This window comes from Streptomyces sp. NPDC093984 (assembly GCF_044764595.1).
GTDB lineage: Bacteria > Actinomycetota > Actinomycetes > Streptomycetales > Streptomycetaceae > Streptomyces > Streptomyces cynarae.
In genome coordinates, this window is the sequence record NZ_JBIWIM010000014.1 from 23,420 (window position 1) to 41,017 (window position 17,598).

15 protein-coding genes and 4 pseudogenes are annotated in these 17,598 nt (G+C 69.5%); 3 read left to right on the forward strand and 16 right to left on the reverse strand.

What is annotated here, in order from left to right:
- Positions 1-6: 6 nt before the first annotated feature.
- Positions 7-531, reverse strand: a pseudogene (locus ACIRC0_RS33705) (L-threonylcarbamoyladenylate synthase); the annotation flags it as partial.
- A 45-nt stretch (positions 532-576) separates the two neighbouring features.
- On the opposite strand from ACIRC0_RS33705, the pseudogene ACIRC0_RS33710 reads away from it, so the two are divergent.
- Positions 577-789: pseudogene (locus ACIRC0_RS33710) on the forward strand (hypothetical protein); the annotation flags it as partial.
- 321 nt (positions 790-1,110) lie between these two features.
- On the opposite strand, the gene ACIRC0_RS33715 reads toward ACIRC0_RS33710, so the two are convergent.
- The 8 genes and pseudogenes from ACIRC0_RS33715 to ACIRC0_RS33750 all read right to left on the reverse strand — a co-directional run bounded on the left by ACIRC0_RS33715 (position 1,111) and on the right by ACIRC0_RS33750 (position 6,105).
- Positions 1,111-1,569, reverse strand: a complete 459-nt coding sequence (locus tag ACIRC0_RS33715; RefSeq protein ID WP_403624029.1) for a carboxymuconolactone decarboxylase family protein — start codon at positions 1,567-1,569, stop codon at positions 1,111-1,113.
- A 126-nt stretch (positions 1,570-1,695) separates the two neighbouring features.
- Positions 1,696-2,178 carry a cupin domain-containing protein gene (locus ACIRC0_RS33720; RefSeq protein WP_403624032.1) on the reverse strand — a complete coding sequence of 161 codons (483 nt, stop codon included), beginning with the start codon at positions 2,176-2,178 and terminating at the stop codon, positions 1,696-1,698.
- On the reverse strand, positions 2,175-3,113 hold the full coding sequence (locus ACIRC0_RS33725; RefSeq protein ID WP_403624035.1) for an NADP-dependent oxidoreductase: 939 nt from the start codon (positions 3,111-3,113) through the stop codon (positions 2,175-2,177). The genes ACIRC0_RS33720 and ACIRC0_RS33725 overlap by 4 nt, the downstream gene beginning before the upstream one ends.
- A 195-nt stretch (positions 3,114-3,308) precedes the next feature.
- On the reverse strand, positions 3,309-4,199 hold the full coding sequence (gene sigJ, locus ACIRC0_RS33730; protein ID WP_403624037.1) for an RNA polymerase sigma factor SigJ: 891 nt from the start codon (positions 4,197-4,199) through the stop codon (positions 3,309-3,311).
- A gap of 163 nt (positions 4,200-4,362) precedes the next feature.
- On the reverse strand, positions 4,363-5,001 hold the full coding sequence (locus tag ACIRC0_RS33735; RefSeq protein ID WP_403624040.1) for an HD domain-containing protein: 639 nt from the start codon (positions 4,999-5,001) through the stop codon (positions 4,363-4,365).
- Positions 5,002-5,163: 162 nt separating this feature from the next.
- Positions 5,164-5,367, reverse strand: a complete 204-nt coding sequence (locus ACIRC0_RS33740) for a hypothetical protein (RefSeq protein ID WP_403624042.1) — start codon at positions 5,365-5,367, stop codon at positions 5,164-5,166.
- Between the two features lie 96 nt (positions 5,368-5,463).
- Positions 5,464-5,529 (reverse strand): annotated as a pseudogene (locus ACIRC0_RS33745) (hypothetical protein); the annotation flags it as partial.
- 51 nt (positions 5,530-5,580) lie between these two features.
- Positions 5,581-6,105, reverse strand: a complete 525-nt coding sequence (locus ACIRC0_RS33750; protein ID WP_403624045.1) for a hypothetical protein — start codon at positions 6,103-6,105, stop codon at positions 5,581-5,583.
- Between the two features lie 250 nt (positions 6,106-6,355).
- Here ACIRC0_RS33750 and ACIRC0_RS33755 point away from each other — a divergent pair, with 250 nt between their 5' ends.
- Entirely contained in the window at positions 6,356-7,324 is a 969-nt protein-coding gene (locus tag ACIRC0_RS33755; RefSeq protein ID WP_403624048.1) for a TAXI family TRAP transporter solute-binding subunit, read from the forward strand.
- 4 nt (positions 7,325-7,328) lie between these two features.
- Here the strand turns inward: ACIRC0_RS33755 and ACIRC0_RS33760 are convergent, their stop codons facing one another.
- The 4 genes and pseudogenes from ACIRC0_RS33760 to ACIRC0_RS33775 all read right to left on the reverse strand — a co-directional run.
- Positions 7,329-8,705: an ATP-binding protein gene (locus ACIRC0_RS33760; protein WP_403624051.1), complete on the reverse strand. Its 1,377-nt coding sequence runs from the start codon at positions 8,703-8,705 to the stop codon at positions 7,329-7,331.
- The gene (locus tag ACIRC0_RS33765) at positions 8,702-9,406 is read right to left on the reverse strand and encodes a response regulator transcription factor (RefSeq protein ID WP_403624054.1); all 705 of its coding nucleotides are present in this window, start codon (positions 9,404-9,406) and stop codon (positions 8,702-8,704) included. The genes ACIRC0_RS33760 and ACIRC0_RS33765 overlap by 4 nt, the downstream gene beginning before the upstream one ends.
- Positions 9,407-9,476: 70 nt before the next feature.
- The gene (locus ACIRC0_RS33770) at positions 9,477-10,835 is read right to left on the reverse strand and encodes an MFS transporter (RefSeq protein ID WP_403624193.1); all 1,359 of its coding nucleotides are present in this window, start codon (positions 10,833-10,835) and stop codon (positions 9,477-9,479) included.
- Positions 10,836-11,191: 356 nt separating this feature from the next.
- Positions 11,192-11,404 (reverse strand): annotated as a pseudogene (locus tag ACIRC0_RS33775) (hypothetical protein); the annotation flags it as partial.
- A 259-nt stretch (positions 11,405-11,663) separates the two neighbouring features.
- Between ACIRC0_RS33775 and ACIRC0_RS33780 the strand changes: the two are divergent.
- Positions 11,664-12,356 (forward strand): aspartate/glutamate racemase family protein, encoded by a 693-nt coding sequence (locus ACIRC0_RS33780; RefSeq protein ID WP_403624196.1) that lies wholly within the window; start codon positions 11,664-11,666, stop codon positions 12,354-12,356.
- A gap of 740 nt (positions 12,357-13,096) precedes the next feature.
- Here ACIRC0_RS33780 and ACIRC0_RS33785 read toward each other — a convergent pair.
- The 3 genes from ACIRC0_RS33785 to ACIRC0_RS33795 all read right to left on the reverse strand — a co-directional run bounded on the left by ACIRC0_RS33785 (position 13,097) and on the right by ACIRC0_RS33795 (position 17,483).
- On the reverse strand, positions 13,097-14,527 hold the full coding sequence (locus tag ACIRC0_RS33785) for an aspartate ammonia-lyase (RefSeq protein ID WP_403624057.1): 1,431 nt from the start codon (positions 14,525-14,527) through the stop codon (positions 13,097-13,099).
- 352 nt (positions 14,528-14,879) lie between these two features.
- Complete coding sequence (locus ACIRC0_RS33790) at positions 14,880-16,232, reverse strand: MFS transporter (protein ID WP_403624060.1); 1,353 nt, start codon at positions 16,230-16,232, stop codon at positions 14,880-14,882.
- A 24-nt stretch (positions 16,233-16,256) separates the two neighbouring features.
- Complete coding sequence (locus ACIRC0_RS33795) at positions 16,257-17,483, reverse strand: M20 family metallopeptidase (protein ID WP_403624063.1); 1,227 nt, start codon at positions 17,481-17,483, stop codon at positions 16,257-16,259.
- Positions 17,484-17,598: the final 115 nt, after the last annotated feature.

A 17,598-nucleotide genomic window follows, 5' to 3' on the forward strand; every position in this document is an offset into this window, starting at 1 on the left:
CGTGGTGGGCCCTGCGGCGCGGCGGAGTCGGTTGGCGATCGCGAGTCCCAGCCCCTGCTCCCCCGGCAAGGAGGCGACGATGAGGTCGCACCGCCGCTGGTCGAGCTCGCGCAGAAACCCATACAGCCCGCGCGCGTAGGCGGCCATGGAATCGGGGACTGCTACCACGGCGTGCGCCTTCACCGGAGCGTCGGCGAGGAAGGGGGGAGGGAAGACGCCCACCTGGTGCCTCAGTTCCTGCGCGAGCTCTGCTTCGGCTACGACCTTGTCCGGCTCGACGAGGACGACCCGCGCACGCGGCGCGTAGTGCGACGGGTGCTGTTCCGGCACCCGGACACGGCTCGTCGAAGGCACGGCGATCGGGCAGCCCAGCACCGCTTCGAGGTCCCCCCGCGTCACTCCGCCGGGCCGAGGGACGCTCGGGATCTCTCCCGTGGCGTCGACGATGGTCGACTCGACGCCGACTTCGCAGGGGCCGCCGTCCAGCACGAAGTCGACGGCATCGCCGAACTCCGCGCGGACGTGGTTCGCCGGGCACATGCCAAGTCACCGCGATCGGCGGGTACTCGCCGCCGCATGGGGGCTTTGAGCTCTCCGGTGCTGCTGGCGTTGTTCGTCGTCAGTGCGGCCGTCATCTGGTGCGCGGGGATCAAGCTGTCCGACACCACCGATGTCCTCGCCGAACGTCTCCATCTGGGCAGCGCCTTGGGCGGACTCATCCTGCCGGCGATCGCGACCAACCTGCCCGAGACAGCCATCACCGTCTCGGCCGCCCTGGCCGGACAGCTGGACGTCGCCGTCGGCAACATCCTCGGCGTCATCGCCATCCAAACCATGGTCCTGGCCGGTGGTCATGGGCACCTATTCGGTGACATGGAGGAGCCGGTCATCGGCGACGTCATCGCCGCGGTGTTCATCACCGGCCTGTGCGATCGTCGGCGCGGTCACCGACTCTCTGGCCGCTCCCCCGACGCCGCCGCTCGGCAGGTACGACGCCGACGGCGACGCGGTCGTCCAGACCGCGGGAGTGAGCCCCGACCGATTCCTCCATCACCTTCACGACGATGGAGGCTTCGGCAGCCGGCATCACCGCCGGTGTCCCCCTCGAGGTCAGCCGCCGACGGGGTATCGGCTGGTGATCGCGACGCGGTTGAAGGCGTTCATCACGGTTGCCAGCCAGGCGATTGCCGAGATCTGGTCTGCGGTGAGTACGGCCGCGGCGGCGTTGTAGTCCTCGTCACTGACGTGTCCGTCCGGCACGCGTGTGATCGCCTCGGTCAGGCGGAGGGCGGCGCGGTCGGTCTCGGAGAAGTAGCCGGTCTCCGCCCATCCGGACAGCACGGCGATCCGGTCGGGGTTTTCGCCCTTCTTGAGGGCGTCGCGGGTGTGCATGCGCAGGCAGAACGCGCAGCCGTTGATCTGGGAGGTGCGGATCCTCAGCAACTCGACCAGGAGCGGGTCGAGGCCCGCTGCTGCGGCGGCCTCTTCCACCTCCGACGACAGGGCGATGAGGGCCTTGTAGGCGGCCGGGTGCTGCTTGCCGATGTTGACGCGCTGGGTGTCGGTCATGGTTCCTTCGATTCGTTCGTGTGGTCTGCGCCCCGCCCGTCGGGCGCGTCTTTTGGTGGCGGCTGGTGTGTGCTCAGGCAGGGGCGGAGTTCGTGAAGAGTGGTGCCGCCCGCTGCGTGCCCCCGGCTACGACTTCGGGTCGTCGACCTTGAGCTTTTCTCCGGTGTTGGAGACGTAGACGACCAGGAGCCTGGCCCGTTCGGTCGGGCTGGTGTTCTCGGTGAGGACGTGGTGGGCACCCGGCTGCTCGACCCAGTTCTGGCCCTGGTGGTAGGTGCTGACGGGCTTGCCGTCGAGCTGGCTGCGCACGGTGCCTTCGAGGACGTAGGCGTAGACGAACGCCTGGCCGTGCCGGTGCGGCATCGCGCGTGCGTTGGGCGGGAAGTCGACGATCATCGAGGTGAACGTCTTGCCCTTCACATTCGGAAGTGCTTGCTGGAGCAGCGGCTCGGGTGTTTCGGCGGGGCGCGTCGATGCCATGGCCGCAGGCGATGCCACGGCCGCGGTCGGCCTCTTGGCGTGGGCGGTCTGGTTCGAGGTCGAGCAGGCCGTGGCCGCGGCCAGCGTGGCGACGGCCAGCAAGCCGCCGGCGATCCGCATTTCGATCATGATCGGTCTCCTGTTCGGTCATCGGTGACGCGGATGATCGTCTTGCCGGGGGTGCGCTTGCCGGGGGCGAACGCGGAGGGTGCTTCGGCGAGCGGCCGCACAGCACCGACGACCGGCTTGAGCCGGCCGTCCCTGACCCGCGCGGCGAGATCGATGAGCCGGGCGCGGTGGGGTTCGACGACGAAGAAGATTGCCCGCCCGTCCTTGGGCTGGACCGTGGGCGGCATGGTGATGGTGACGAGCGTGCCACCGGGGCGGACCAGGGCGGCCGAGCGGTCGAGGATGTCGCCGCCGATCACGTCGAACACGACGTCGACCTCGCCGGCGTCCTCCAGTTTCTGGGTCTGCAGGTCGATGAAGGTGTCTACGCCCAGGGCGAGCGCTCTGTCCCGGGCGGCGGACCGGCCGGTGCCGATGACGCGGGCGCCGACCTCGCGGGCGAGTTGCACCGCGATCGAGCCGACGCCGCCCGCGGCACCGTGGATCAGGACGGTCTGGCCTGTGGTGAGACGGCCGTGGTCGAACAGGCCCTGCCAGGCGGTGAGCCCTGAGATCGGCAGTGCGGCTGCCACGGTGTGGTCGATGTCCGCGGGCAGGGGGGCCAGGTTGCGGGCTTCCACCGCGGTGTACTCGGCGAGGGTGCCGTTGCGGGTCCAGTCGGCCAGGCCGAACACCCGCTGTCCGACGCTCAGGCCAGTGGTGCCGTACCCCAGCTCCACGACGACACCCGAGAGCTCGTGCCCGGGCACGCTCGGCGTCCGGTCGCGGCCGGCGCGATCGGTCCACGTGGCGGGCCAGTCCAGCTCGCCAGGGGTGAAGCCCGCGGCGTGCACCCGCACGATGACGTCGTTCTCGGCCGCATGGGGGTGGGGCATGTCCGTCAGGGACAGCCCGCCAAGACCGGCGTTACGGTCTCGAACAGTGATGGCTTGCATACAGGTCCTTACCGGGAGGGGCGACTCGAGCGAGCAGCCCGTTCACACACAGGGCTCACAGCGGCTCGTCATCGGGAAGACGCAGCAGTACATGTATGCCGTCTCGCATGATCGATTTCACCTGCTCGCGCGTTCCTTCGTCGCCCATCTGCGTTCTCATCAGGGAGACGAGGTAGCCCCTTCGGGTGTGACAGCTCAGAGGCACACGAGTTTGTCCGGGTTGATGACCCTGCGGTACGCGGTGATCAGACCGTCTGTGATCTGCACCGTGTCGACGGAGTAGACCCCGCCTTCCCGGTGGAACACGAGGGCGAGCTCGCCGCCGACCTCGGCGAAGTCGATGCGGTCCGGGTGCCACCGGCGCCCCGTACGCACCATGACCTCTGCGATGCGCTCGCCGCCGTGGATGAGCTTGCGGGCCGCGGAGACCTTGCCGCCGCCATCGGTGACGTAGACGGCGTCGGGATGCAGGAGCCTGACCAGGCCGGCCAGGTCCCCGTCCTCGTAGGCGGCGCGGAAGACCGTGAGGATGCGTTCGCGTTCCGCCTTCGACGCCTGCGGCGTGGACTGCTTCGCTTTGGCCACCCGCCGTCGTGCCCGCGAGGCGAGCTGCCGGGCACCCGGCACGGAGACGTCCAGCACTTCAGCGATCCGGCCGAACTCAAGACCGAAGACATCGTGCAGGACGAAGGCCACCCGCTCCGGCGGGCTCAGCTCTTCCATGATCAGGAGCATCGCCGAAGTGACGGACTCGTCGACGAATACCGGCTGCGACGCGTCCGGCCCTGTCAGCAGCGGCTCCGGCAGCCACGGCCCGACATAGGTCTCCCGGCGGAAACGGGCACTCTTGAGAATGTCGTACGACCGTCGCGCGGCCACCGTCACCAGCCAGGCCCGCAGATCGCCGATGTCCTGCAGATCCGCTCCGGCGGCCCGCAGCCACACGTCCTGGGTCACATCCTCGGCATCGGCCACACTCCCCAGCAGCCTGTAGGCCGCACCGAAAACCGCGGGCCGGTGCCGCTCCCATTCGACTGCGAGCGGGTCCTCCCGTTCAGGCCGTGCGGACCCGTGCCCGTCACCCATACAGATCGCAACTTCCTCCAGCTGGCGGATCCAGCGTAGCTATTCGGACTCAGGGTCTTCGAAGACAGCTCGGCGGAAGCGAGCCTGCTCTGACGTCCGAGACGACGCCCCGTCGCGAGGGCGACTCACACTTTTCATCGCGATGTCTTCTATGGCTTCTTGATCAGCTCGGCCAGGGAGCGCCAATGATGCGCTCGACCGTGGTTATGCGACGGAAGCCGGGAATAAAGTGCTCCAGCACATCCGCATTCACCGTTCCGTTCGTGGTCTCCGGGCGGTACTTGAGTCCGTCGACGAAGGCCTGCAAAAACTCGTTCTTGAAGTCGCCCCGCGGATGGACGGCGATGATCTCGTCCACCTGGCTGCGATCCAGCTCGTCCAGACCCAAGCCGAGCACGTCGGTCAGAACCCCGAAATTCGTGATGGCGATCTCCGGGCCCATCCGTCCGGGAATTTCCGGGGTCGTGTGCAGGGCGATCGCCGACCACACGACGTCGGCGGCCGTGGCGGGGAAACCGTGGTCGAGCATGAACTTACGTGCGTGGTCGGCTCCATCGACCTCGAAGCGCTGCTCTACGTCGGAAAACGGCGTCAAGAGGCCGGTGTCATGAAACATGGCGGACAAATAGAGAAGCTCCGGGTCGGGCTCCAAGCCGAGCCTGCGAGCATGAATGACACCGAAGACGAAAACGCGCCGCGAGTGATGGTAGATGAGGGGGCTGGTCATCTTCTGCATGAGGCGGGTGGCTTCGGCGACCGCCGCCGTTTCAGGAATCTCTACCCCCGCGATGATCTCGCTCATGACCTCTGCGCCTTTCGATAACAGTGGGCTGCGGATGGACGGTGCGTCCGTCTTCCAGACTGCCGACCACCCGGTGCCCGGCGCCGCCTCGGTCCGGCCATGAGTCACCCGAATCTCGCCACCACCGAACTCCTCCTGGACGGCTGAGCGGTACCTTCAAGGTCACTCCGGCATGCTCTCGCAGCCGCCGGGTCCAACGGAAATGGCGCTGAGGTAGGCAGACAGATCGCCGTTGCCGGGGCGCAGGGTGGCGGCCACGATGTTGGCCTGACCGCTGATGGCCGCGGCGAAACGCACCTCCGGATGGGAGGCGAGGGCGTGCCCGACCTCGGCGAGGGCAGCCGGGGCGACGGTGAGCCAGAGCATGGCGACAACCTCGTGGCCCAGGCGCTCGTGGTCGTGCACGTCCAGGTAGAGGACTCCGCTGGAGCGAAGGCGGTCCAGGCGCCGTTTGACGGCGGATTCCGGCAGGTCGGTGCTCGCCTGCAGCTCGGTGAACGGGGTGCGTCCGTCGCGGCTGCCGGACAGCGAGCAGGGTCTCGTCGGCGTCGGCCCCGCCTTGCCGCTGAGGGGCCGACGTCAGTCGCCGGAACGTGGTGCGGGTGCGTAGGGCTCGATCTCGCGCCATGGCGGCGGGCCTCCCAGCTGCCGGTCGATGGGCTGTTGGGAGCCATCAAGAGAGCGGCGGGCCGCGTTGACGAAGGCAAGCTGTCCGGACGCGAGGTCCGTCATGATCCGCTGAAGATCATCTCGGTTCTTCGGCCCGCGGTCGGCGACCAGGAGCGCGAACCGGCCGATGGCATCGGCCAGCTCACCGGCGGCGTTCGCGACGTCGTGGGTGGCGACCAGGCTGAGTGAGGTCAACGCCGCGTTGAACGGTGGCCAGTTGGCGTTGTTGGGACGGTCGTCGAGGTATGCCTCACGCAACTCGATCTCTACCGCGGTGAACTCCCGGAGGAAGTCTCCGTAGGCTGCTGTCTGGGTGTCGCGCAGCCATTGCTGGTTCTGGCTGCGGCGGCCGACGAAGCCGCCCACCACGATGCCGAGGATGGTTGCGACGGCACCGGCACTCGTGGACACCAGAGCATCCCAGGGGGCGGCCAAGATCGGTTCCTCCTTCAGCGCGGTGGCTGTGATCCGTGGTCAGCGTGCGGAACGACTGGCCCATTGTCGATCAAGAGGCCTGCCTTGCGGGGCCGGATCCGGAGTTCGGGTGGGGGCTTGCTGCGGTGCCCGGTTCTGGGCGAGCTGGTAGAAGTCGGTTCCGGTCTTGGCGTCGAAGTGGCCGGCGTCATCGAGTCTGTGCAGCACCGCCCCACTGCGTGGCGCTCGCAGATGCGGATACGATCCCGCCGTGACTGAGGCAGGGGCGAGCCGCCGACGGCTGCTGAGGGCCGCATGCTGGGCAGGCGCGGCCGCTGTCCTGGCCGGTTGCTCCCGGGACTCGCAGCCGGTCCGGCGGCTGCGGTTCGCGACCGGGCCGCAGGGCGGGCCGTACAACGCCTTCGGAAGAGCCTTGGCGACGGCGGTCGCCGAGAGTGCGAACCGGCTGCGCATCGGTCCGGTGAGTACGGCGGCGAGCGTGGACAACCTGCGCAGGCTGGACGACGGCTCGGCGGAGCTCGCCCTGGCCATGGCGGACAGCGCGCAGGACGCCGTGCGGGGCCGCCCACCGTTCTCCCGCCCGGCCGCGGTCACGGCGCTGGCCCGCATCTACGTCAACTACACGCACCTGGTGGTGCCGGCGGACGGGCCGGTGCGCACCGTTCAGGATCTCGCCGGAAGGCCGGTCGCCGTCGGTGCTCCGGGCTCGGGAGCGCAGGTGGTGGCGAGTCGACTTCTGCGGGTGGCCGGGCTGACCGGACAGCGGTCGGTACGGGAGCGGCAGCTGGGGCTCGCGGAGTCACTGACGTCGCTGCGCGCGGGCACGGTCGACGCGCTGATCTGGTCCGGTGGCGTGCCCACGCCCGCGCTGTCGGCGCTGGCCGGGGAGTTGCCGCTGCGGTTCCTGCCGCTTGACGGGCAGGTGAGCGAACTGCGTGAGCGGTACGGACCCGTGTACACGGCGGTGACGCTCCCGGCCGGGGCGTACGGACTGCCGACGCCGATGGGCACCATCGGCGTCGGCAATTACCTGATGGTGCGCGCGGACGTGCCGGAGGCTGCGGCGCGGGAGGTGCTGCAGGTGGTGTTCGACCAGTGGCGGGTGCTGTTGCGGGAGGTGACGGCGGGGGCGCGGCTGGAGCCCCGCTTCGCCATCTCCACGGGTGAGGTGCCCCTGCACCCGGGGGCGGTCGCCTACTACCGCTCGGTGTACGGCTGAGCGGTCACAAGGACGGGAGCGTCAGTTCCAGGACCAGGCCGTGCGGGAGGTTGCGGGCCGCGGTGAGCCGACCGCCGCTGAGCCGGGCGATCTCGTCGGCGATGGCGAGGCCCAGGCCGCTGCCGGGGATGTTCTGGTGCTCGGGGGCTCGGGCGAACCGCCGCAGCAGCAGGGGCAGCTGCTCCTCGCTCACCCCCGGGCCGTCGTCGCAGACGCGTACGCCCACCTCGCCGTCCCGCAGTACGGCCCGCACCTCCACATGACCGCCGGGAGGCAGGAACTTGGAGGCGTTGTCGAGGACGGCGTCCAGGAACCGGCCCACCGCGTCGGGCAGTGCCAGTGCGGTGAGGCCGTCCGGGACGGCGGCGGCGGTCAGCTCGAGACCGGCGTCGCGGAAGACGGGCTCCCAGGCCGCCACGCGTTTCCGTACCGCCCTCGAGACGTCCTGGTCGACCGGTTGCGCCGTACCCGACTCCACCCGCGCCAGAGCGAGCAGACCGTCGAGGAGTACCTCGAGGCGTTCCGCCTCCTCCAGGGCACGGGCGTGCTCGTCCCGGCCAGGGCCGGTGCCGAGGTGCGGCTCGACGTTCTCCAGCCGGAGCACCAGGGTCGCCAGCGGATTGCGCAGCTGGTGCGAGGCGTCGGCGACGAAGTCGCGCTGGCGCCCGACTGAGTCGGCCACGGCGTCCGCCATGGCGTTGAAATGCTGCCGCAACCGGCGCAGCTCCGGCGGCCCGCTCTCCGCGACGACGCGCGTGTGCAGACTGCCGGCGGCCAGGCCCTCCACGGCCCGGTCCAGGTCGCGGACCGGCCGCATCAGCCACCGGGCGATGGCCACCGCCGCCAGTGCCGCGGCCGAGAACGCGCCCAGCGCTCCGGCGGCGATCAGCGACCAGCGCACGGACACGTCCCGGCGGGCGGCATCGGTGGGCGCCGCCAGCAGCACCGCGCCGCTGACCCGCTCGTCCTGGCCGACCGGTTCGGCCAGCACCACGGTGTCCGGTCCCCAGGGCCGGACGGTGGGCAGCTGTTCGGTGGAGCGGCCGGTCAGCGCTCGGCGCAGGGCGTCCCCCGCCGCGGAGGCCGCGGACGCGGTGGGCCCCGTTCCAGCCCGTACGAGGGTATGCCCTGTCGTGTCGACCACGACGACCGCGGCTCCGTACAGCTCGGCGTAGCGACGGATCTCGGCGGACAGCTCGGTGCGGTCGGCCCGGGTGCGCACCCGGTCGGCCAGATCGGCGAAGCGCACCGCCTCGGAGCGCCGCTGGAGCAGCAGTCGTTCGGTGCGCCCGCTCGCATAGGAGCCGGCCAGTGGCAGGGACAGCAGCAGCATCGCCGCTCCCATGAGCAGCATCAGCACGGCGAGGAGTCTGCGCCTCACCCGCCGCCCTCGCCTTCGCCGTCGGCCGAGGGAGAACCGAGCTGGTAGCCGAAGCCGCGGACGGTACGTACGAGTCCGGCCCGGCCGGTCTTGGCGCGGATGCCGGCCACGTGCACGTCCAGGGAGCGGGAGGCGGCGAGGAAGGCGTCGCCCCAGACGCGGTCCAGGATCTCCTCCCGGGAATGGACCTGGTCCGGCCTTTGGGCGAGGAAGGCGAGGACGTCGAACTCGCGGCGGGTGAGCCGCACGACCTGGCCGGCCACGGTGACGCTGCGGCCGGCCAGGTCGATCTCCACGTCGCCCGAGCTGACGGAGGACGCCGCGTCGCCGGTCGGGCGGCCGGGCGGCGAGGCGGTCCTGCGGCGCACGCTGTCGATCCGGGCCATCAGCTCGGCCATCCGGAAGGGCTTGACCACGTAGTCGTCGGCTCCGGCGCGCAGCCCCTGGACAACGTCGCGCTCCTCGCAGCGGGCGGTGACGACGATCAGCGGGGCGTCGCAGACGGTGCGCAGCCGCCGCAGCAGCTCCAGACCGTCCAGATCGGGCAGGCCCAGGTCGAGGAGGACGAACTGAGCCTCACGGGCATGCCGCAGGGCGTCCAGGGCTCGCCCGACGCGGCGGACGCTGTGCCCGCGCTGGGCAAGGGCCGTGACGAGCGCCTGCGCCATGCGGTCGTCGTCCTCGACGAGAAGCGCGTGCATGGGGAAGTCCTTGGAGATCGGTGACCTGGACCGCAGCTTACGGAAACCGCCGGCCCAGGTCACCGGGCAGTCAGTGGACGCCTTCGACGCGGGTGACCGCCGGCGCCGGGACGGGGTCCTGGTCGGCGTCGGCCTCGGCGCGGCTGAGAGCTGCCGCGCGGGTGTCCGGCATCAGCACGTAGGCGATCAGAGAGACCAGCGCACACCCGGAGACGTACCAGAAGAACATCTTCTCGTGGCCGCTGTCCTTGAACCACAGCGCCACGTATTCCGCCGTGCCGCCGAACAGGGCGTTGGCGATCGCGTACGGCAGCGCCACGCCGAGGGCCCGCACCCGGGTGGGGAAGAGCTCCGCCTTCACGGCCGCGTTGATCGAGGTGTATCCGGTGACGACGACCAGGGCCAGCAGGGACAGGCCGAGGGCCTGCCAGAAGGACGACACGGACCCGAGCGCCGTCATGATCGGGTACGTACCGACGGTGCAGCCGACCGCGAAGGTGATCAGCAGCGGGCGGCGGCCGATACGGTCCGACAGCATCCCGGCGAAGGGCTGCAGCACGGCGAAGACGGCGAGGGCGGTGAAGCTGACGAGGGTGGCGGTGTTCTTGGCCATGCCCGCGCTGCCGATGAGGTACTTGGTCAGGTAGGTGGTGTACGTGTAGTAGGCCACAGTTCCGCCGAGTGTGAGTGCCATGACCAGGCCCGCCTGGCGGCGGTGCTGCCACAGCGCGGCCAGCGTGCCGCGAGCGGTGTGGTCAGGGTCGGTGCCCGATTCCTCGGTGAAGGCGTCGGTCTCCTGCAGCCTGCGCCGCAGCCAGAACACCACCACGGCGAAGAGGGCCCCGAGGATGAACGGGATGCGCCAGCCCCAGCTCTCCAACTGGGCGGTGCTGAGGGCGTGTTGCAGCGTGATGAGGATGCCCAGGCCCAGCAGCTGGCCGCAGGTCATCGACACGTACTGGAAGGAGGATCCCAGGCCGCGCCGGCCCGGGGCCGAGGCCTCGGTCAGGTAGGTGGCGCTGGCCGCGTATTCGCCGCCGATGCTGAGGCCCTGGAGCAGCCGCGCCAGCAGCAGCACCACGGCGCCACCATAGCCCGCCTGGCCGTAGGTGGGTGCGACGGCGATCAGCAGGGCGGCCAGGGTCATCATGGCCACCGTGAGGGTGAGCGCGCTTTTGCGGCCGTGCCGGTCGGCGGCCCGGCCGAGCACCCAGCCGCCCACCGGTCGCATCAGAAAGCCGACCGCGAAGATCCCGGCGGTGTTCATCAGCTGGGTGGTCGGATTGTCGCCCGGGAAGAAGGAGTCGGCGAAGTAGATCGCGAAGCTGGCATAGACGAACCAGTCGTACCACTCGACGAGGTTGCCCAGCGATCCGCCGACGAGGGCGAACCGGCGTTGTGCACGGGCCTGGGGCGATGATCCGGGCATGCTGGCGGACGACGAGGACATGGCGGCTCCAGTCGAGGCGTCTCGGGGGAGGGTGAGAGATCCCCGCCGGCGGGGAATGCGCATGAGCATGCGGTGGCCCGCTGGGCCCATCAAGGTCCGGCGCCGAGATCTAACGTGCAGCTAACATGCTCCGCAGTCGCCGGACTGGCCGCCGGGCAGGACTTCACTGGCCTTCGAGACCGTCATGACTGCTCGTCGCGGTTCCCGGACTGGAAGCGGTCGTCCTCGCACCCGGCCGGCGCACGGTCATTCCCCGTCCCGCCGACCAGATTGCCAACCGCAAGCGGGCGCCACTGCGGCGCGGCAGGCAGGCCCTGCACCTTCGACTGGCAGGCTCAGCCTGCCGGGCCGGCGAACTCCCCTCGCCCACCAGGCTTCGCTCCCCTCTCGCCGCCGTCTTCTTCCCTGGCGCCCAAGGGCATGGCAGTCAGCTTGTCGCGGCCTGGTCGGCGCACGGCGAGAAGCGACTTCTTGACCTTGTTTCCGCGGGTGTTCACGGAGCACCAACGGCGGTTCGCTCCGCGGCTGGTTTCCAGCAAGAGGCTGGCACACCCGGGCTCCTCTCAGATCTTGATGCGATCGAGCGGGCCCCGGAAGGCGCCCGCGAAGCCACGGAGAGGATCTTGAACCTGCTCCGTGCGTGAAGGAGAGTTCGTGTTGACGGGGATCAGCTCATCTCCTTGCTTCCATAAGCAGTTCCTTGGGCTGGTAGCGCATTTTCTTGAATTGTTTTTGATTTCGGTCTCGTTCACCATGACCGAGTCGCAGCACGGCGTGGCTGCTGCCTGGTTCAACGCGAGGAGAGCGATGAGAACGGTCGGGTTGATCGGCGGGATGAGCTGGGAATCGACGGCCGAGTACTACCGGTTGCTCAATGAGTTCACACGCGACCGGCTCGGCGGGCTGCACTCCGCCAAGTGCGTGCTGTACTCGGTGGACTTCGCAGAGATCGAGCAGCTGCAGGTCCAGGACCGCTGGACCGAGGCCGGGGACATCCTGGCTGCGGCCGCTCAGTCTCTGGAACGCGCAGGCGCTGACATGGTGCTGATGTGCACCAACACCATGCACAAAGTTGCCGATCAAGTTGATTCTGCTGTGTCGGTGCCGCTGCTGCACCTGGCCGACGCCACGGCGGATGCCGTGCGAGCCGCAGGGATGCGCCGGGTCGGCCTGCTGGGCACTGCGTTCACCATGGAGCAGGATTTCTACCGTGGTCGCCTTGAGGCGGGCGGACTGGACGTACACGTCCCGGACGCCGAGGGTCGCGCGCTCGTGCACCGTGTGATCTACGAGGAGCTCTGTCTCGGCATGGTGAGGGAGGACTCCCGCGTGGCCTATCGGAGCATCATCAAGGATCTCGTCGCGGCGGGAGCAGAAGGCGTCGTACTCGGGTGCACCGAAATCGAGCTTCTCATTGGTGCGCAGGACAGCCCGGTACCGGTCTTCCCCACCGCGCGGATACACGCCAAGGCGGCTGTTGACGCTGCCCTGGCTCCGTGACCTTCCCGAGCCAGGGCAGCGCCGGTTTCAACGGCAATCCGTACGGCTGCGGTAAGCGGTTCATGACCGCATGCCACAGCCTCCTGACACTCGAGCGCACCGGCCTGGGACACGGCCGTCGCCCGGGCCACCCAAGGTTATGAGGTTCCCAGGAAGCAGGCTAGGTTCCCGAAGGCCACTGGGGCGGACGCGGGGCGATCACCTCCCTCGCCGCCATCCTGACCCGGCTGACCGGCAACGACACCGAACAGGCCCGCGCGCTCGCCGACCAGCGCATCGCCGCCGGCCGCGCCGCACGCACCCGCATGCCGTAACCGGACACCGGCCGGCCCCGCCACCGCCGCCGGGGCAACTACCCTGCGTCGCCCTGCCGCAGCGGCCACGGTCCAGCCCGCGGATGACACCGTCCGCCGCCGCCAGGGTGCGACGGCGGGCGGGTGGGCGGCTGGAGCCTGTTGGTGGGCCGCATGCAGATGGGCAGCGCCGATCGGCGTCGTGGAGTGCTGATCTTCACTACAGGCGTGCATGACACCGTCTACGGCCCAGGTGAACTCCATGCTGGTGAGTTGCGGCACCGGCAATGTCGGCTTTGTGTGCCTGGAGGACCGTCGACGTCCTGTGCAGGGCGCAGCGCCACAGGGAGGTGAACGAGGAGAGCCGACTCTCTTCCGGCGGCGGGCCGTTCAGTGCTTCGAAATCCTCGTGAACGGAGATGCGCCCCATGTGGGCCTCCAGCAGCGTTACTGCGATGGCCTTGCGTCCGCCAGCAGGGCGTGGGGCTGCGCAAGTCTCTCCGGGCTGAGGATTTCTCCGATCTCTTCGGGGCTGAGGAGGTTGTGCTCCGCGACGATGTCGGCCACGGAGCGGTGCGTGGCCAGTGCCTCTTCGGCGGCTGCGCTGGCTTGGGCGTATCCGACGTGCGGTGTGAGCGCGGTGATCATGCCGATGGTGCGGTGGACGGTGGCGCGCAGGTGGTCCGCGTTGGCTGTGATGCCGCTGATGCACCGCTCGGTCAGGATGACGCACCCGGCGGAGAGCAGGGCGAGGTCGTCGAAGAGGCAGTGGGCGATGAGGGGTTCGAAGGCGTTGAGCTGGAGCTGGCCGGCTTCGGCGGCCATGGTGATGGCCACGTCGTTGCCGATGACTTTGAAGGCGATCTGGTTGACGGCTTCGGGGACGACCGGGTTGACCTTGCCCGGCATGATGCTGGAGCCGGCCTGGACGGGCGGCAGATTGATCTCGCCGAGGCCGGCGCGTGGGCCGGAGGCGAGCAGCCGCAGGTCGTTGCAGATCTTGGAGAGCTTGACGGCGAGGCGTTTGAGGACGCCGGACAGGTGGACGAGTGCTCCGGTGTCCTGTGTGGCCTCGATCAGGTCAGGGGCGGTGAAGAGCGGCAGGCCGGTGATGGCGCTGAGGTGAGAGCAGGCGAGAGCGGCGAAGCCGGGGTGGGCGTTGAGGCCGGTTCCGATCGCCGTGCCGCCCAGGTTGATCTCGCCGAGGAGGGCGCAGGCTTCGGCCAGGAGCTGGTCGTCCTGCTCGAGCATCACCGCGTATGCGCCGAATTCCTGCCCGAGCGTCATGGGTACGGCGTCCTGCAGCTGGGTGCGGCCGGTCTTGACGACGCCGGCGAATTCGTCGGCCTTGGCTCGGAAGGCTTGCCGTAGGAGGGTCATGGCCTCCCGCAGTCGCGCGGCGGCCGATTGCAGGGCGACTCTCAGGGCCGTGGGGTAGGCGTCATTGGTGCTCTGGCCTGCGTTGACGTCGTCGAGAGGGTGCAGGTGCTGGTACTGGCCGCGCTCGTGGCCCATGAGTTCGAGGGCGCGGTTGGCGATGACCTCGTTGGCGTTCATGTTGGTGGAGGTGCCTGCGCCGCCTTGGATGACGTCCACCACGAACTGGTCGTGGAGCTTGCCGGAACGGATCTCCTCGCAGGCGGCGATGACGGCATCCGCCTTCGCCGGGTCCAGCAGCCGCAGGTCGCGGTTGGCCTCGGCTGCGGCCTGTTTCACGGACGCAAGTGCGTTGATGAGGTCGGGGTAGGCGGTCAGGCGGGTGCCGGTGATCGGGAAGTTGTGCACCGCCCTCAGGGTGTGGATGCCGAAGTAGGCGTAGTGGGGGACGGGTTGGTCGCCGAGGAGGTCGTGTTCGATGCGGAACATGTCGTCCGCCATGGATTGTGCTCCTGATAGGGCTGGATCATGGCTGATCTGGTGGGTGTGTCGGGCGTGCGGGGTGGGCCCGGCCTGCGCGCGGGCTGGGCCCGGCCTGCGCGCGGAATGGGCCCGGCCTGCGTACGTGCGGGTCGGTGGAGGCGGAGCCGGGCTGGGCGGGATGCCGGAATGGGGCGGGGCCGCCTGACGCCAGGGGTGCTGAGGTCGCCCGGCGCCAGGAGCACTGAGGTCGCCTGGCGCCAGGGGCGCTGAGGTCGCCTGGCGCCAGGGGCGCTGAGGTCGCCTGGCGCCAGGGGCGCTTCCTGGACCGCCGGCTGCGAGCGGTGAGGGGCGGCCTGTCGTCGGCCGTCGCTTATGCGAGCGGCTTGGCCCGTGTTTCGGGGCTGGTGAGTACCACGAGCGCGCACAGGAGAAGCAGGGCGATGGCGTAGCCGGTGAAGTAGGACTGTGCGTGGATGCTGGCGAGCCAGGTCTGCAGGTAGGGCGTGGTGCCGCCGAAGAGCGCAACCGCGATGGCGTAGGGGACTCCGGTGCCGGTGGTGCGTACGTCGGTGGGGAAGAGTTCGGCGAAGACCGCCGGGGCGACGGACGCGATCAGCGCGATGAAAAGCAGGGCGATGACCATGGCGAGGCCGAGTTGCCAGGCTGCGCCCGCGCGGGACAGGCGTGTCAGGGGGTAGAACAGGGCGGCCGTGCCCAGGGCGAAGGTGAGCAGGACGGGGCGGCGTCCGATGCGGTCGGAGAGGGATCCGCACAGCGGCAGGGCGGCGATGAAGACGCCGAGTGCGATGACCTCGGCGAGGAGCACGGCGGTGGAGTTCAGCTTCGTCACGCTGATGGCGTAGGCGGGGGCCGCGGTGGTCCAGGCCTGGTAGGCGATGGTAAAGCCTGCGGTGAGGCCGATCACGCGGCCTGCGGCGCCGCGGTTGTGCCAGATGCCGCGCAGCACCGACGGGCGCCGCGGGTCCGCGTTCCTGGATGTCTGGTCCTCGCTGAAGACGTGTGTCTCGGTGAGCCTGCGTCGCAGGAACAGGGTGTAGATGCCGAGGAGCCCGCCCGCGATGAACGGCACCCTCCAGCCCCAGGCAGAGAGCGCCTGCGTACCGAACAGGCTGGACAGTCCTGCGCCGAGTACGGCGGCGGTCAGCATGCCGCATGCGCCCGAGACGTAGATGATGCTGGTCCACCGGCCGCGGCGCTCGGGGGGTGCCGTCTCGGCGAGGTAGGTCTGGGAGGAGGGGAGTTCTCCGCCGTGGGCCAGGCCCTGGGTGAGCCTGGCGAGCAGCAGGATCAGCGAGGCTCCTGCGCCGACGCCGGCGTAGGTCGGGGCGAGACCGATGATCAGGCTGCCCGCCGCGCCGAGCGCGATGGAGGTGACCATGGCCAGGCGTCTGCCCCTGCGGTCGGCGAGCCGACCGAAGACGACGGCGCCTACGGGGCGCATGAGGAATCCGACGGCGAAGATGGCCAGGGTGGACAGCAGGGCCGACAGTTCGTTGTGCGGGTTGAAGAACTGCTGGGCGAAGAAGGGGGCGAAGATGCCGTAGGCCTGCCAGTCATACCATTCCAGCGCGTTGCCGAGGCCGGTGCCGAGGAGGGCTCTGCGCCGGTCGTTCTTCGAGGGTCTGTGGCCGTGGCCGGTGTCGTGCTGGTCCGGCTGATCGGGGAATGGGCCGGTGGCCGGACGGGGCGAGGGTGTGGGCATGGATCCTCCAGGTAAGGGGCGGGGTCAGGAGGCGCCGGCGGAAGAGAGTGCTTCGGCCGGTTGTGCGGCCAGTCGGCGGGTGGCGAGTTGGGCCAGGAGGGCGGCGCCGTCGGTCAGCACGCCCTCGTCGAACTCCACGTAGGAGGAGTGGTTGTTCGCGACGGTCGAAGGGTCGGCGCCGGAGGGCGTGGCGCCCAGCATGACCAGGCTGCCGGGAACCTCGGCCAGGATGCGGGAGAAGTCCTCGGCGCCGGTGAGCGGGTGGGTGAGCGGCTGGAAGCGGTGCTCGCCGAAGACGTCGTTGACCGTGGTCTCGACGAAGTCTGTTTCGTGCTGGTCGTTGACGGTCACCGGGTAGCGCGGGGTGAACTCCACTTCCGCCTTCAGGCCGTGGGCGGCGGCGATCTGTCGTACCAGGGTCACCACCGCGTCCTTCATCCTGCCCTGGGCCTGGGTGGAGAAGGTGCGCACGGTGCCTTCGAAGCGGACCGTTTCCGGGATGACGTTGCGGCGAGTGCCGGCGTGGAAGGAACCGACGGTCAGGACCACCGGGTCGAACGGGTCGCACGTCCGGGAGACCATCGTCTGCAGCGCGGTGACCATCTCACATGCCGCGGGTACCGGGTCCTTCGCCCGGTGGGGAGCGGAAGCGTGACCACCGGCTCCTATCACCGTGACGTCCACATCATTGGTGGCAGCCATCGTCGCACCGGCGCGGGCCATGAAGACGCCGGTAGGGAATCCGGTGGTGAACACGTGCAGCGCGTAGGCCGCGGCGGGCCGACGGCCTGCCGCCTCCAGGACGCCTTCGGCCAGCATGGCACCAGCCCCGTCATAGCCCTCCTCGCCCGGCTGGAACATCAGCACCACGTCCCCCGCCAGGTCTCCACGGCGGGCGGCGAGCAGGTGGGCGGCGCCGATCAGCATCGTGGTGTGCAGGTCGTGACCGCAGGCGTGCATGGCACCGTCCACGGTCGAGGCGAAGTCCACACCGGTCCGCTCCGGCAGCGGCAATGCGTCCATGTCGGCCCGGAGCAGTACCGCCGGTCCCGGCTTGGCACCGCGCAGTACGGCGGTCACGGAGGACAGCCGCCCGCCGGTGGAGATCTCCAGCGGCAGGCTGTCCAGCGCCGCGAGCACCTTCTCCTGAGTGCGTGGGAGGCCAAGCCCCACCTCCGGTTCGGCGTGCAGGCTGCGCCGCAGCCGGACCAGATCATCGCGAAGAGAAGCCGCTTCCTCGAAGCTCGTCATGGCAGAAGGTGCACCTCCGGAAAGACTGCGGCCGGATTCGAACGGCCGATGTCATTAGGGTGGACAGGAGAGCTTCATCGCCGCCCAGATTGACGAAAAAATCCACGAGACGAGG

What these genes read in the sequence shown, in the direction of transcription:
- ACIRC0_RS33790 (WP_403624060.1), bottom strand. Translation starts at nt 16,232, where the DNA reads ATGCCCACACCCTCGCCCCGTCCGGCCACCGGCCCATTCCCCGATCAG.
- ACIRC0_RS33735 (WP_403624040.1), bottom strand. Translation starts at nt 5,001, where the DNA reads ATGAGCGAGATCATCGCGGGGGTAGAGATTCCTGAAACGGCGGCGGTC.
- ACIRC0_RS33715 (WP_403624029.1), bottom strand. Translation starts at nt 1,569, where the DNA reads ATGACCGACACCCAGCGCGTCAACATCGGCAAGCAGCACCCGGCCGCC.
- ACIRC0_RS33795 (WP_403624063.1), bottom strand. Translation starts at nt 17,483, where the DNA reads ATGACGAGCTTCGAGGAAGCGGCTTCTCTTCGCGATGATCTGGTCCGG.
- ACIRC0_RS33770 (WP_403624193.1), bottom strand. Translation starts at nt 10,835, where the DNA reads ATGCCCGGATCATCGCCCCAGGCCCGTGCACAACGCCGGTTCGCCCTC.
- sigJ (WP_403624037.1), bottom strand. Translation starts at nt 4,199, where the DNA reads ATGGGTGACGGGCACGGGTCCGCACGGCCTGAACGGGAGGACCCGCTC.
- ACIRC0_RS33740 (WP_403624042.1), bottom strand. Translation starts at nt 5,367, where the DNA reads ATGCTCTGGCTCACCGTCGCCCCGGCTGCCCTCGCCGAGGTCGGGCAC.
- ACIRC0_RS33785 (WP_403624057.1), bottom strand. Translation starts at nt 14,527, where the DNA reads ATGGCGGACGACATGTTCCGCATCGAACACGACCTCCTCGGCGACCAA.
- ACIRC0_RS33725 (WP_403624035.1), bottom strand. Translation starts at nt 3,113, where the DNA reads ATGCAAGCCATCACTGTTCGAGACCGTAACGCCGGTCTTGGCGGGCTG.
- ACIRC0_RS33780 (WP_403624196.1), top strand. Translation starts at nt 11,664, where the DNA reads ATGAGAACGGTCGGGTTGATCGGCGGGATGAGCTGGGAATCGACGGCC.
- ACIRC0_RS33720 (WP_403624032.1), bottom strand. Translation starts at nt 2,178, where the DNA reads ATGATCGAAATGCGGATCGCCGGCGGCTTGCTGGCCGTCGCCACGCTG.
- ACIRC0_RS33765 (WP_403624054.1), bottom strand. Translation starts at nt 9,406, where the DNA reads ATGCACGCGCTTCTCGTCGAGGACGACGACCGCATGGCGCAGGCGCTC.